The sequence below is a fragment of the Micromonospora sp. NPDC049114 genome, from assembly GCF_040648635.1.
In the GTDB taxonomy this organism is placed as follows: Bacteria; Actinomycetota; Actinomycetes; order Mycobacteriales; family Micromonosporaceae; genus Micromonospora.
Genome location: NZ_JBEZEA010000002.1, coordinates 930,806 through 944,670 on the forward strand (window position 1 = coordinate 930,806; position 13,865 = coordinate 944,670).

Below are 13,865 nucleotides of genomic sequence, written 5' to 3' on the forward strand. Positions count from 1 at the left end.
AGCCGCCGCGTGACGGCCCGGACTCCGCCGCTCAACAGTCGTAGACCGCCCCGAGGACACGTTCGAGCTGCTGCGCCTCGCCCGCCTTCCCGGCGGTACCCAGATCCTTGATGACGTCGCCCAGCGCGTCGACCCAGGTGCGCTTCATCGTGGCGTCGAGGCGGGGCTTGTTCTCGGCGACCCACGCCCCGACGTCGGTGAACCGCCCGGCACGGGCCAGGTCGACGGCCTTGAGCAGTGCCGAGGTGAAGTCGAACTGGTTACGCGCGCTGACGTCGGTAGCGCCGCGGCCGGTGGCCTCGACGAGCGTCTGGAACTTCTCGGTGATGGGGACGTCGGCCTTGACCCCCGCGTCTGCCAGCTCGTAGACGCTCGAGATCACCGCCTTCGGGCGTTCCTCGATTGTCGCCTCGTGGTAGCGCGGCACCACGTCGGTCTCGGGACCGAACGTCAGCAGCGGGTCCACGATGCCGGCTCGCATGCTGGTCTTGACCCGCTGCGCCATTCCTTCGGCAAGCGCCTTGTTGGCCTGGGTGAGATAGGTCGCGGGTGCCGACCGGAGACGGTCGTACTGTTCGCGGACGGACAGGCCCCCCCAGACGAACTCGCCGAACTCCTCGTCGGCGCGCGGAATCCGCGGGTCCCGGTGCAGCTTCGCGGCGGTTGCCGCAAGCTTGTCGTCGAGCTTGGGGCTGGGCTGGTCGGGGCGCTGACTACGGGGCACCGTGCGATCCGCGGGCTGGACGTGCCAGGGATTGTCCAGGCTGACGCTGAGCCCACCGGCCGCGGCCGGCGCCGAGTTGGCAAGTGCGCCGCCGTAGGGTGCTATCGCGTCGAGCAGCTCGTCGCTGACCACACCCTTCGTGAAGACAGTGACCTGGGTGCGGCCCTGCGCGAACTGTTCGAGCACCTCATTGAGTTCGGTGATCTGCGTCGACGTGGGGGCCTGGCGGGCCGGGGTGCTGAGCCAGAAGTAGACCTGCCCCGGATTGTTCTCGGCCAGTCTGAGCAGATCCCGGGGCGGTGCGCCCTTGGCGACCAGGGCGCCGGTGTCGCTGACCAGGTTCGCGGGGGCATTCTGCGGGTGCGGCATCTTCTCCTGGGCGTCTGCCAGCCAGTTCGGCTTGGCATCCAGGTCGGACTCGTGGAACGAGGAGCCGAGGCTGCTCTGCGCCGACGCGGGCGAACCGGGCGCGGCGACAGTGAGCTCTTCGAACCACACCCGGGTCTGCCGGTGCAGGGCGTCGTCGTCGAGACCGACGGCCGGCTTCAGCAGGCCGTCGGGCAGCTGCGAGGCGTCCAACCGCGAGCCGCGGGTCGAGGCCGAGGCGACCAGATCCTCGGCGGTGGGCAGCTGGTCGGCCTGCCCCGGGTGCAGGTAGCGGAAGCGGGCGAGCGCTTCGCCCAACATGGTGACGAGCGGCGCACGCACCGCCTCGGCACGCGTCAGACCGGCGGCGACGGCCTGCTCGGGTAGGCCGTTGAGCTTGTCGATTCCGGCTCGCAGCGCGTTGTGGCCGTTACTACCGCCCTCTACGTGGATCTTCAGCGGAACGCGCGGCCCGTAGGTGCGCGACAGATCCGCGGCCTTCCACGCGACGTTGTCGACGAATTGCCGCAGCGCCCCCGAGTTCAGCGTCGGCTCGAGTTTGCGCGCCCCGAAGTCGACGGCGAGCGCCGCGGGCGGCTCGAACGTGAAGGGCTTGAGCCACTGCTGGTTGCGGTCGAACTCGGCCCTGAGGCTGAACTCGTCGCTGTCGAGTCGACCGGTCGGCGAGAAGGCGTGCGCCCACTCCCACGTTCCGTCCTCGGAATGCACGAACAGGTAGTGGTGCTTGTCCGCCCACGGTTTGTGCCACGTGCCGTCCACCCGCGTGCGCTCTCCGACGCTTCCGGTGTCGGGGTCGCGGAGCGTTTCGATGTAGTGGTCGTTACCGATCACCCGGTCGCGCCAGGTCTGCCTGGGCACGAACGCGCCGGCGTCCGGCTCCTGCGGCGTGAAACGCGTGCCGGTGAGACTGCCCCAGAGGTTGGTGCCGTGGACGTTGATCTTCACGTAGGGCGCATCCGGCTTCGACATCGACGCCTTGTAGGCGAGAATCGACCGTCCACGCGCGTCGGTCTGCGGCACCGAGGCGGGTATGGCCTCGTCCGGCACCAGGGGGGTGGAGGTCGACGGAACGATCTTGTCGGCCGGGTTCCGGTTGCCGATCACGTCCAGAATGACGTTGCGCAGGTCCTCACCGTCGATCTTCACTGCGGGTTTCGGCGGGAACAGGACGAACGCCACGCCAAGGCCGAGCTGGACGGCGAAGTCGGTGCCGATGTTGATCAGTCCCATCAACTCCGGCTCGCCCTTGGCGGCGGTGACGATCTGCTGGACGGTGCCGACGTTCTTGAGCTTCTGCTTGAGTTCGTTACGCAGCTCCGTCCAGAGCCGATCGCCGAGCCGGCGGTAGATCTCCTTTTCCGGGATCGTCGCCCCGTGCTGAGCCGCCTTCATCTCGGCGATCTGCTTCTCGAGCATCTTGGTGCGTTCCTCGAAGAAGCCCTGGAAGATCTTGGTGAGACCTGCGGAGATCACCGGCCAGCCCGGGACGTACGCGCCGGCGAAGCCCGCCGCCGCCAGGAAGAGCTCGAAGCCCCTCTGGTACGAGGCGGCGATGGACTTCGCCATGAGGGCAGGCTGGATGTCCGCCAGCAGGAGCGCTTTCGTGCTGCTGTTCTTCTTCTGGAACTCGTTCGCCTGATACTTCTCGAACTCCCGCAGGGCGATGATGCCGGCGCCCTTGCCGACGAAGCCGACCGCCGCCGGAACCGCGGCCAGTCCGGTGGGCACGAAGACGCTTGCGGTCCACCCGAGCGAGCCCTCGACCATGCCGATCACCTGTTGCAGGGCCTTCCTGGTGTTGCTGGCCTCGCCTCGCACGGCGGCCTTCACCGCGGCGTCGGTCACGAGGTCGCGCATGTGCTTCGCGATCTCCTCCGCGACGTGCGCGTAGCCCTCGATCGCTCTGGCGATGTCCGCGACCCGTTCCTCGGCCGCCCGCCGGTCCAGCACCGGGTTGACGGTGGCGCCGGTACGGGGAGCGGGGATGCTCGCGAGCGCCCCGTGCAGACCGCTGATCGCGTGGTGCAGTTCGATGCGGTGTTTGCGCACATGCAGGCGGTCGCCCAGCGTCGCCTTGACGAAGCCCAGCTTGCCGAGATTCTTCAGGGAGCCGGCCAGATGCTCACCGTGGTCGATCTGCCGCTCCAGCAGCGCGCGCAGGTCGCGGTTGAAGACTATGTTGTCGTCGACCAGCGGGCGGGCTCGCTTCAAGCCCGGCTTCGGGTCCTCCAACCCGGTGGTCGTCAAGGTCCGTACGATCTGGTCGACCGGGGACTCCGACGGGCCGAGGTGCAGCGCGACGCCCGAGGGCAACCTGTGGAAGGCCCGCGATACCTCCACCGCACGGGCCATCTCCTCCCTGGTCGGCACACCGGTGCCCGGCAGGTAGTGGCCGAGCGCCTCCGGTTCCGCGTCGGGCGACATTCCCGGTCGGTAGGCCCGGAACTGGTTCGCGCCGGTCTGCACCAGCTGGGGCCGTCCGTCCACCCAGACGGTCTCGGCCGTGAACACCTTCGCCGGCGCGGTGGAGCCCTCTGGCGCCTGCACGACGAAAACCTCGGTGTCGGCGCCCACGACCGTCATCTCGGGCCGTTGGCGGAACAGCTCCCGCAGCGTCCCGGTGCTGACGATCTCGCAGGCGATGATGTCGGCCGCGGCCGTGCCCGCCGGGATCTGCGCGCTGATCGTGCCGGACGTGGCGTAGGCGGTGCCAGTGCTGCGGATGCCGCCACGAACGGTGTCGCCGGCATCGTTGCGGTAGCCCTCTCCGAGGACGACGAAACCGCCCTCCGGCAGCCGCACCTCCGACAGATCCCGAACGAGTTCCGACCCGGGCACGCCGAACACCACTCCGTTGCCCTGCGCCAGCGGTGTCGTGGTGGGCTCGCCGACCAGCGGCTCCAAGGTGGTGGCCGGGGCGGCGAGGTGCTTGACGAAGTAGTTGCCGTTCTTGCCGACCTTGAAGAGCTGCCACCGATTGCTCCCGCTCTCGCGCAGCTGATAGTAGTTGCTCCTGCCCAGGATCGGCCGGTAGCGCCGACCGGGACGGTCGGGGCGGGTGTACGTCTGCTCCCACGCGTTCACCTGCGGGCCGCGAGCGACCCAGTTGTCGCCGACGTAGTAGTCGCGGCCCCGGACATACTGCGGCGCCGGGGCCTGGGTGGCCTGTTGAGTGGCGACAGGCCCGGTCGTGGTGGTACCGCCGTGCTCGGAGCTGGTGTCGGAACCGGCGACATACCCGGTATCGGCTACCCCCGTCGTGTCTCGCACGCTCGACGGCTCAGACATCTGGTACGGCGACGCGGTGACCGGCTGCGCCGTCATGCGCAGGCCGGAAGAGGCGGTGGTCACCGGCCCGCGGCCGGCGCTGACGGATGCGGCCGGGAAGGACCGGGTGTAACCGGAGCCGTTCCCGATAGCGGAGCCCGAGCCGGAAGCGCCGCCGAAGCGGGCCGCCCCCATGGCTGACGACTCCGCCTGTTGGCCATCGAGGACCTGGCGGATCCGGGCAGCCTGTGCGCTGGTGGCCCACCGAGACTCCATCCGGCCGGTGGTGCCGACCACGTGCTGGTAGTACTGGCCGCCCTCCGACACGTACCAGCGGATACCGTCGACCTCGTAGAAGTCGGTGAGCTGCCGCTCGAACTGCTCCTGGGCAGCGATCTCGGACGCGCTCGGGGCAGGACGGTAGGCCAGGGTGGTGCGCAGCCCTTCCTGGGCCACCGGGGCGGCAGTGGTGTCCTCCCGCAGCGTCGTCGGCGTGCGCCGCTCGACGTCGGGAAGGTGGCCCCAGAGCCGGGTGGCCGAAGTCCCCGAGAGGCCGAGTTCGGCGCTCTTGCCGGCTTGGGCGGCCTTGACGCCCCAGGCCTTCATCTGAGCCAGAATCTCCGTCATCGCCGGCGTGACGTTCCTGGGCTTACGGCGCGTCGGATCATTGCGCCATTCGCTCGGGATCACGTCCCGCAGTTCCTGCCAGAGTGCCCCCTCGATGGCGGGCGTGAGGTCACCGCCGGGAGCCTGGAGCAGCCGCTCAGCCTGCTTGGCGTGCTTGAGGACGGTGGCCTCACTGATCCCGGGCGTGTACTCGCTGATCGCCCGGGCGTTCTCCAGACGTGTGTTGAGCCGCTGGACGATCTCGGTCCATTCACGCGGCAGCTGGGTGTTCGGCTTGCGGGTGGCCGCATACTGCTCGCTCAGCTCCCTGAGCCGCAGCGCGTCCGGGTCGTTGCGCAGATCCTGGCGTACGGTGCGGACGTCACCGGCCACTGTCGGCTCGAAATCCACGAACGTGCGCTCGTCACCGCTTGTCGACGGGGTCTCGTAGTTGCGACGGTCGTGTGGCCGCTCCCCCACGCTCTGGAGGCCGTACTGCGGTGCCGGGCCTTGGACGGACCCCTCGGGCGCCTGCTCGTTGGACCAGGCGGAGTAGTTGGTGCGGAAGTCCCCGGCGAGCATTTCCTCGAGCCGGCTCAGCACCCAGTGCCCCTGCGCCTGCGGCTGATATGGATCGGTGGCGACCTGTGGCCGGTGACGCAGCAAGCTCTCGAAGGCCGCGTCGTAGGCCGCACCCGGATTGGTGTTGTGCTGCACGCCGTGCGTGCCGTTCAGGTGCTCCAAGCCGAGCAGGCAGGCGAGACAGGGCCGCATACGCCCATGGATCGCGAAGTCGCCCCAGATCGTCTCGCTGGTCAGTCCGGATCGGTCGACAGCGATCATGAGCTTCTGTTCAGCGTGCATGTTCGGCTCGGGGCTGTGCCGCAGGAGGATGATCGCGTTCTGGAGGTCCGGCGAGGTGAGCGCGTGTCGGACCGCCTCGCGGTCCGACGCGTCCACAGTCACGGTCGGCCCATCGGAGGAGAGGATGTTGGTGACCGCATTCGCGGGGCGCGGATGTGCCACGTCGGCGGACCCGTCGAGCTTGTCGACCGCGGCGTTGAGACGGCGTTGCGCCTCGATGCGCTCCTGTCCCTTGTAACGGGCCCGACCACGTTCGTGGATCAGGGTGCGGATCGGGTGTTGGGGCAGGTCTCTGGCCCGCTCGTCCAGCAGTCGCGTCGTCGTGTCGCTGTTCGAGGCGATGACCAGCCGGCCGTTGATGATCATCGCCTGCATTTCGAAGTCGCGGTCGCTGGACGCGATGGTGGCTTTGTTCGCGTCGCGCAGTTGTTGTCCGGCGTCGTGGAGCGCCAGTGACAGGTGCCGCAGCGACTGGCCAACCGCGTCGGCTGGCGAGTTCTTGTAGGAGCGGGGGTACCTGAAATTCACCTGGTCCGTCGAGCGCCCTTGCTGCGGCAGCCTGCCGAAGTCCAGGGAGAAGCGGGTCAAAATGGCCCGGATCTGCGCCATGACATTGGCGTCGACTGTCGCCGGGCGCTTGGTGGCGGCCTTCTGCCCGTCGCTGTCGGACTCGTGCCGCCGCTTGTTACGGTCACCGCCGCCCTTGTCTTCCCGGCCACCGCTGCCGCTGCTCCTGCCGTGTTTCGTCGACTGCCGGCCCGCGTAACGGACGCCGCCGGGGCCGACGAGGCCGGGGTCGACCAGCGCCCGCACCGTCGACCCCGACTCCACAGCGGTCGCGACGGCGGTGACCTGTCCGTTGCCGTCCACGAGCAGCATGCGCGCGTCGACGAGGTCGCTGGCGACCTCGTCGGCGGGACGGACGCCGCCCACCTCACCGGCGCGAAAATCGACAGCGCGCAGACCGTCGGCGGTGTCTCGGAAGGCCACCGCGTGGCCGATCGAGCCGGGACGCCCCACCAGGGCGAACACCGTCGCTCCCCGGCTCCCCGCCGGTGCGCCGCGCAGTGCCTGCGACACGGTCGACAGCGAGTCGAACGCGCCCCACTGACGGTCGGTCACCGCGGCGAAGGGGTCGGGCGACGGGTCGGGGGAACGGGTAAGCGTGCCGGGGAGCGTCGCCAGGTCGTCGGCCGCCTGCCCGGTGCGGACACTGCCGTACAGATCACGGGCGAGGTTGCGGACGCCTGTGACGCAGGCGGCGAGGTCGGCCAGGTTGATCGGCGGCAGCTGCGCGACAAGCGTGGCGAGGCTCGCCGCCGAACGGCCGAGCTGCCCCGGCATGGTGACCGTCATCGCGTCGAAGGTGCGGGGAAGCGGCGCGGCGGTCGCGGTCCCGCCGGAGAACCGCAGCACGGACAGGCCGTCCGCGGCCGCGATCACGTGGTAGGCCTGCGGCGGCGCCCCGGCCGCGGATGTCACGTCCACGACGGCGCGCTCCCCCGGCCGCAGCGTCTCGAGGTGGGTGAGCAGGGCCGGGAGGCTGGTGACCCGGCCGGTGTCGCCGGTGGGGCGTACCTCGGTGAGGTCGGCGTGCCGGGGGTTCACCATCGCGGCAGGTAGGCCGATCCAGGCGACGTCGCCGTCGAAGCGAAGTTGCCCGGACATCGCGGGGTGAACCGGCCCGACACCGGTGCGGACCGCAGTGGTGAGGGTGTCCGCGAGGTGCTGCTTCGGCAGCACGACCACGCCCGTCGCGAGGAGCGGATCCGTCGTCCGGCCGGCGGCGTCGACCGGCAGCACGTACTGATCGGCTGGATCGAGCAGGTCCGTACGGCCGGGCAGCCGCACGGGGAGCCCGACCCCCGTCCAGGCGTCGACCCCGGCACGGGTGACAGACCTCGTCACATCCGGGGCGAGGGTCTGCACCATCCGGGCGAGAGTCCCCACGTGCTCCCGGGCCAGGGCGTCACCGATGCGGGTGGCGCCCAGGGAACCCTCACCGAGGTGCACCTGGACGATGCCGGGCAGCTCCGGCGTTTCGAGCACCCGGGTGGGTACCTCGGCGGTGGGGTCGATGCCGAGGTGCAGGCCCGAGGGGACGGGGGTGTAGCCCTCGAGACAGATCGCCGGAATGTTGCCAGCCATCAGGCGTACTCCTGCCAAAGGTCGTGGTGCCGGATCCGTGCGTCAGTAGCAGGTGGCGATGTCCTCAAGGAGGTGCCTGAGGCTTTCCTGCGCGGAGGCCGGGACACGCGGCTGCACCTCCTCCTTGATGATGTAGTGCCAGCCGACCCGGTCCTGGCCGGTCAGGCAGTCGATAGCGGTGACCAGGTCGTGCGGCGAGACGCCGCCACCCCAGCGAACCGGGTCGATGGTGCGCAGGAGCGCCTCGGCGACCGTGGCGTGCGCGCGGTACAGCTCGGGTGCGCCAGGCTTACGCGCGGCCCGCTCCCCCTCCAGCTCGCCCTTGCCGGCCAGCACGTCGAGGACGGCGCCGGGGGCGAGCCGGGTGACGCCCTCGTCGAGCATCGCCTGGACGAGCTGACGCAGCCACAGCAGACCGTCCTGGAAGGGGCCCTGCGACCCGAGCACCTGCCGGTTGCTGAGATAGCCGAACAGCAGCGACTCGTCAGCGGGCGTCGCTTGCGGCACCCGCTCGGCAAGCAGCGAAGGATCCGTCGGGGCGATCGGCGCGGCATGGAGATCGGTGGAGGCGCGCGATGCCACCTCCAGTACGACGCCGAACGCCGGCAGCGCTCGATCCGGCACGAAGAACGGGTGGTCCTTGAGCAGGAGACCGTCCGGGCCGACGGCGGTGGCCCGCGTCCGGTACGCGACGACAAGCGCCCGCATGGCGTCGAGCGACTCGGGCATCAGCAGCTCGACCCGGTTCTCCCGGAAGTAGCGTTCGGCGTCCGGCCAGCTCGGCGACGCGAGAAATTCGCGCAGCACCTGAGGCGCCTGCGCCACGGGCGTCCTGGAGGCAAGCTGACCGGCGTGGTCGAGGGCACCGCTGGACAACACCGAGTAGCGCTCCGGCAGGCCATCGCCGTGCACCGTCCAGCCCTCGAGATCACCGAGCTTGTTGATACCCGGCACGACGGTCACGCCGCCGTACTGGTTGCGGACCAACCACATCAACTCGTCGTTGTGCTCGGTCGCCACCACGACCGGAGGGCCCGCGGAACGCTTCAGCGACTCGTTCAGTGCCGTCTTCAGCTCGGCGTCCAGCGTGGAACGGCCCTCGTGGGCCCGCCCCCGACGTACGTCCAGGGCGATAACCGGACCGTCGTAGCCGCCGACCACCTCAAGGATCTGCCGGCGGATGGCCGTGCGGGCGCCCTCCGGCCAGGCGCCGACGAGCAGTGACGCCCCCTGCGGTCGGGCGTGCATGGAGACGAGCGGTGCGGTCTCGGTCGCTGCCTCGACCACCGGCAGGTACGGGTTGCCGAGACTGTCGACAAGCAGCGCCGTCGACCGCTGTCGCTCCAGGATCGCGGTGTGCTCGTTCAGAGAGCCGTCCGGGTGGGCGGGCAGGAGAGTTCCGTGCGCCAACGGGTCCGCCCAGTACATCTGGCCGTCGGCCGGAGAGCGGACGAGCCAGAAGGCGCGCGGGTGCGCGTCGCCGTCGGCCCAGCCGTTGATCAGCGCCGCGGCGGCGCGTCCCCCGGCCACCTCGGACCACACCGTGTCCGCACCCAGGTGCGTCAGCCGGCTCTGCAGCAGGTCCTCGAGCATGCCGAGCGAGACCGGGCGGGGCGAGTCCAGCAACCCGTCGATCTCACCGCTGGGCAGCGTGCCGAAGAGGGCGTAGTGAGCGGCGGCGACAGTGGAGAGGTCGCCCGGCCAGGAGCCGGCAGGTGCCGGATTGTTCGCCAGCCACTCCCCCAACCGCTCGATCGACGCCGGGACCAGCGACGTCTCCAGGTTCTCCAGGGCGGTCCGCTGAACCGTGGTGCTCTCCGGCATGAGCCGGTAGGTCTCGGCAAGCGCGCCGACCGGGGCCTCCCGGCCGTCCGGGCCGGACGCGAAGATCCGCTCCTCCGGCAACCGGCCCAGCGCGACGGCGTCCAGCGGCGCGTGCAGCGCCACACCCAGGTCACTCTGCACGGTGAGCAGCGTCTCGGGGTCGGTGACCAGTGTCGCGGTCCCAGGATCGACCAACGCCACCACCACGTCCAGGCCCTTGTCCACAAGGCCGCGCAGGTGCTCGCGTACGCCGGCCGACGACGCCTGGTCGATCGGCAGGAAGACCGAGACGTCGCCGGAGGTCACCGTCGTTGCGATCAGGTCGGTCAGCCGCGCGTCCAGCGGGGCCGCCGCCGAGCCGGTCCGTAGCAGCACCTTGCCCGGACCCGCCACGTTGAAGAACTGGAGACAGTCCTCGAGCACACCCATGCCGGTCTTCCCTCCGCTGCCCTTTGCTTCGCCGCTACTGGCCGAGCACCGAGAGCGCCTCGGTCAGTTGGCCCATTCGCTCCTCGGTGAGTTGGCGCAGCTGCGCACCGGCGTCCTTGAGGGCCTCCAGCACGAGTTCCTCGATCTCCTCGTGGCCGCCGCGCTCCAGCAGGTCCGGGGCGAGCCGAACGTTGCGGAACTCGGCACTGGCGGTCATGGTCACGGCCACCGCACCGTCATGGGAGGTGCCGACGACCTCACTTTCCGTGAGGCGGTCCCGCATGCTCGCCATCTGCTCCGAGACTGTCCGCGCCCGCTCAAGCATCAGATCCAGCTCGTTCGACGCCATCACGTTCCTCCTTCGGCAAGGTTCACGGCACGCTCCCACGAGACGCGGGATCAGCTGCCAGGTCCCCGAAGGGGGACATGCGAAGGCCGCCGCCGGATCCCGGCGGCGGCCTCGCGTCACGCTCAGCTTTTCCAGGTACGCACGTTGGCCCACTCGCTGTCGGCGTAGTTGTTCCACGACACGTTCATCGCCGCCGCGATCTGACCAAGCACGCCGGTCGGGCCGAAGAGGCCGTCCGCGGCGATGTTCCACTCGTTCTGCAGGCCCTGGTAGTACGACTGCGCGGGGCCCTCCCAGGTGTCCTGCAGGGGTGACAGCTTGCTGATGAGGGCATCCAGCTGACCGACGATCTCGGTCGCCTTGGTGTTGAGCTGCCGGCCGGCGAGCTCAAGCTCCGCGGGGACGCGAAGGTTGCTGGTGGCGGGGTCTGCCATTGTTCGCTCCTGATCCTGGGTCTCTTAGAGGCGGGCGCCGGGGATGTCGCCGTTGACCGCGACCAGGCTGGCGACGTTGGCCTGCTCCGCGTCGACGTAGTTGGTGAAGTTGCCACGCAGGCCGGACGCGATGTCGGTGAGCGCGTCGTGCAGCATCTTGCCGAACACGTCGAAGTCGTGCATCAGGATGTTGAACTGATCCGACGCCACGCCGTGCCAGGTCGCTTGGAGGTTCACGACGTACGAGCGCAGCGCCGCCAGCTCGCCATCGATGTCGGAAGCGGTGCTGTCGCAGCTCACCGCCGCGTCGGAAATCATCTCCGGTGTTACGAGAATGTGGTCCATTGCCATTCCTTCCGTCGGCTCTCGTCTGTCAGGACTTGGTGTTCGTCAGGTTCTGGGTGTTCGTTCCCTCGGCGCCGACATAGTTGTCGTACGACTTCTGCATCGCCAGGATCGCGTCGTCCAACAGGCCCTTGGTGTCGGTCGTCAGCTTGCCCATGTCCTTGACGAGCTCCTGGTACTTGGCTCCGGACGGGCTCACCCAGACGGTGCCGATCATCTCCTCGAAGAACAATTTCATGGTTCTGAGATTGCTCTCGATCATGTCCCGCTCTCCCGCGATCGTCTTGATCGCGGCACCGAGCTTCGGGATCTCGACGGCGTAGTCCGCCCGCTCCCCGTTGACGATCTGATAGATCGGCTTGCCGTCCTTGTCGGTGCCGACCACTGTGCCGTCGCCGAACTTCGACTCGATGATCCCGTCGGCCTTGTACGTGATGTCGACGGTGTTGCCCTTGCCGTCGTACCCGTGCGTCGGGCGACCGCCGGCGTCGAACTCGTCGTAGGTCCAGCCGTTCGACTGCATCGTCTTCACATCGCCGTTGGCGTCGCGGGTGACGATCGTGCCGTCGCTGTAGGTCCACACCGCGCTGCCGTCCTGCGCGTAGACGATCTTCACCGTGTTGTCGCCGTCGTCCTCCTTGCCCGCGGTCGGTCGGCCCTGGGAGTCGAAGGCGGCGAACGTCCAACCACCGGACTGCATCAACGTCACGTCGCCCGCACCGTTGCGCTTGAGAACCGTGCCGTCGCCGTACTTCCAGGTGCTCGACCCGTCCGGGGCGTAGATGACGGACACCTCTTGTGCCGGCTGGCCGTCCCTGGCCGGGACCGTGCCGTGAACCGGCCGCCCGTCGGCGTCGAAACTGTCGTACGTCGTCCCGTCGGCCAGAATCTGCTTCGTGACGTTGCCGTCGGGATCGCGGTAGACCCTGGTGCCGTCGCCCTCGTACGTCCAGATGCTGGTGCCGTCGCTCGCGTAGCTGATGCTGACGGCCTGGCCGCCGACGGTGCCGTGGGTGGGTTTGCCGTCGGGGTTGAACTGGTCGTAGACCGAGCCGTCGGCCAGCTCCTGCCGGACGACGGTTCCGTCCGCGCTCCGAAAGACCCTGGCGCCGTCACCCGCGTACGTCCAGACGCTGCTGCCGTCGCCGTTGTAGGCGATGTCGACGCCCTGACCGCCCACGGTGCCGTGCGTCGGCTTCCCATCCGCGGTGAACCGGTCGAACACCGCACCATCAGCCGTCACCTGACGCACCACGTCACCATCGGCGTTACGGGTCACCGTGGTGCCATCACCGTACGTCCAGACGCTGCCGCCATCACCGTTGTAGGAGATGTCGACGCCCTGACCACCCACCGTGCCGTGCGTCGGCTTCCCATCCGCGGTGAACCGGTCGAACACCGCACCATCAGCCGTCACCTGACGCACCACATCGCCATCGGCGTTACGGGTCACCGTGGTGCCATCACCGTACGTCCAGACGCTGCCGCCATCACCGTTGTAGGCGATGTCGACACCCTGACCACCCACCGTGCCGTGCGTCGGCTTCCCATCCGCGGTAAACCGATCAAAGACCGCCCCCTCGGGGGTGGTCATCCGCACCACGTCGCCGGCGGCGTTGCGATCGACGCTGCTGCCGTCGCCGTATCGGTAGATGCTGGAGCCGTCGCCGTTGTAGGAGATGTCGACGTCCTGAGGCGGACCGCCACCGGCGCCCGGCATGGTGCCGTGGGTCGGCCTGCCGTCGGACGTGAACTTGTCGAACACCGCGCCGTCTGCCGTGCGCTGCCGAATCAGTTCACCGTTCGCGTCACGCTCCAGCGTGGACCCGTCGGCGAAGTTGTAGATGCTGGAGCCGTCACCGTTGTACGAAATGTCGACGGCCTGACCGCCCACCGTGCCCTGCGTCGGCCTCCCGTCCGCGTCGAACCGGTCGAACACCGCGCCGTCGGCAGTCGTCTGCCGCACGACGTCACCGTCGGGGTCGCGCTGGATCGTGCTGCCGTCGTCGTACGTCCAGGTGCTGGCGCCGTCGGCCGCGTACGAGATGTCGACCGACTGGCCGCCGACCGTACCGTGCATCGGTCGGGCCTGGTCATCGAACCGGTCGAAGACCGTGCCGTCCGCCGTCGTCTGACGAACCGGATCGCCGTTGGCGTTCTGCACGGAGACAGTGCCGTCGGCATAGCTCCAGGTGCTCGTGCCATCAGCGTTGTAGTCGATGGTGACCTCTTGCCCACCAACAACGCCGTGAGTCGGCCTACCATCGCCGCTGAACGCATCGAACGACGCACCGTCGGGAGACGTCTGGCGCAGCGGATCGCCGTCAGCATCCTGAACCGAGACCGTCCCATCGGCATAAGTCCAGGTACTCGACCCATCAGCGTTGTAACCGATGGTGACCTCTTGCCCACCAACAACGCCGTGAGTCGGCCTACCATCGCCGCTGAACGCATCGAACGACGCACCGTCGGGAGACGTCTGGCGCAG

Annotated in this window: 7 protein-coding genes; 1 reads left to right on the forward strand and 6 read right to left on the reverse strand. The window is 69.0% G+C overall.

All coding sequences use genetic code 11. From position 1 onward, the window contains the following. Window positions 1-31 precede the first annotated feature (31 nt). The 6 genes from AB0B39_RS11675 to AB0B39_RS11700 all read right to left on the reverse strand — a co-directional run bounded on the left by AB0B39_RS11675 (window position 32) and on the right by AB0B39_RS11700 (window position 13,541). Window positions 32-7,996 (reverse strand): hypothetical protein, encoded by a 7,965-nt coding sequence (locus tag AB0B39_RS11675; RefSeq protein WP_357574254.1) that lies wholly within the window; start codon window positions 7,994-7,996, stop codon window positions 32-34. Between the two features lie 42 nt (window positions 7,997-8,038). Next, complete coding sequence (locus AB0B39_RS11680; protein ID WP_357574255.1) at window positions 8,039-10,249, reverse strand: hypothetical protein; 2,211 nt, start codon at window positions 10,247-10,249, stop codon at window positions 8,039-8,041. Between the two features lie 34 nt (window positions 10,250-10,283). Next, a complete protein-coding gene (locus AB0B39_RS11685) occupies window positions 10,284-10,598 on the reverse strand; it encodes a YbaB/EbfC family nucleoid-associated protein (protein WP_357493007.1) in 315 nt (104 codons plus the stop codon). 122 nt (window positions 10,599-10,720) lie between these two features. Beyond that, window positions 10,721-11,032, reverse strand: a complete 312-nt coding sequence (locus AB0B39_RS11690) for a WXG100 family type VII secretion target (RefSeq protein ID WP_357574256.1) — start codon at window positions 11,030-11,032, stop codon at window positions 10,721-10,723. Between the two features lie 24 nt (window positions 11,033-11,056). Next, window positions 11,057-11,377, reverse strand: a complete 321-nt coding sequence (locus AB0B39_RS11695; RefSeq protein ID WP_272616656.1) for a WXG100 family type VII secretion target — start codon at window positions 11,375-11,377, stop codon at window positions 11,057-11,059. A gap of 28 nt (window positions 11,378-11,405) precedes the next feature. Beyond that, window positions 11,406-13,541, reverse strand: a complete 2,136-nt coding sequence (locus AB0B39_RS11700; protein WP_357574257.1) for a hypothetical protein — start codon at window positions 13,539-13,541, stop codon at window positions 11,406-11,408. 66 nt (window positions 13,542-13,607) lie between these two features. Between AB0B39_RS11700 and AB0B39_RS11705 the strand changes: the two genes are divergently transcribed. Then, a partial coding sequence (locus AB0B39_RS11705) for a hypothetical protein (RefSeq protein WP_357574258.1) occupies window positions 13,608-13,865 on the forward strand: 258 nt, incomplete at its 3' end.

Bases quoted from the DNA above. Each gene is read 5' to 3' on its own strand.
- AB0B39_RS11675 (WP_357574254.1), bottom strand. From the start codon at position 7,996: ATGGCTGGCAACATTCCGGCGATCTGTCTCGAGGGCTACACCCCCGTC.
- AB0B39_RS11680 (WP_357574255.1), bottom strand. From the start codon at position 10,249: ATGGGTGTGCTCGAGGACTGTCTCCAGTTCTTCAACGTGGCGGGTCCG.
- AB0B39_RS11685 (WP_357493007.1), bottom strand. From the start codon at position 10,598: ATGGCGTCGAACGAGCTGGATCTGATGCTTGAGCGGGCGCGGACAGTC.
- AB0B39_RS11690 (WP_357574256.1), bottom strand. From the start codon at position 11,032: ATGGCAGACCCCGCCACCAGCAACCTTCGCGTCCCCGCGGAGCTTGAG.
- AB0B39_RS11695 (WP_272616656.1), bottom strand. From the start codon at position 11,377: ATGGACCACATTCTCGTAACACCGGAGATGATTTCCGACGCGGCGGTG.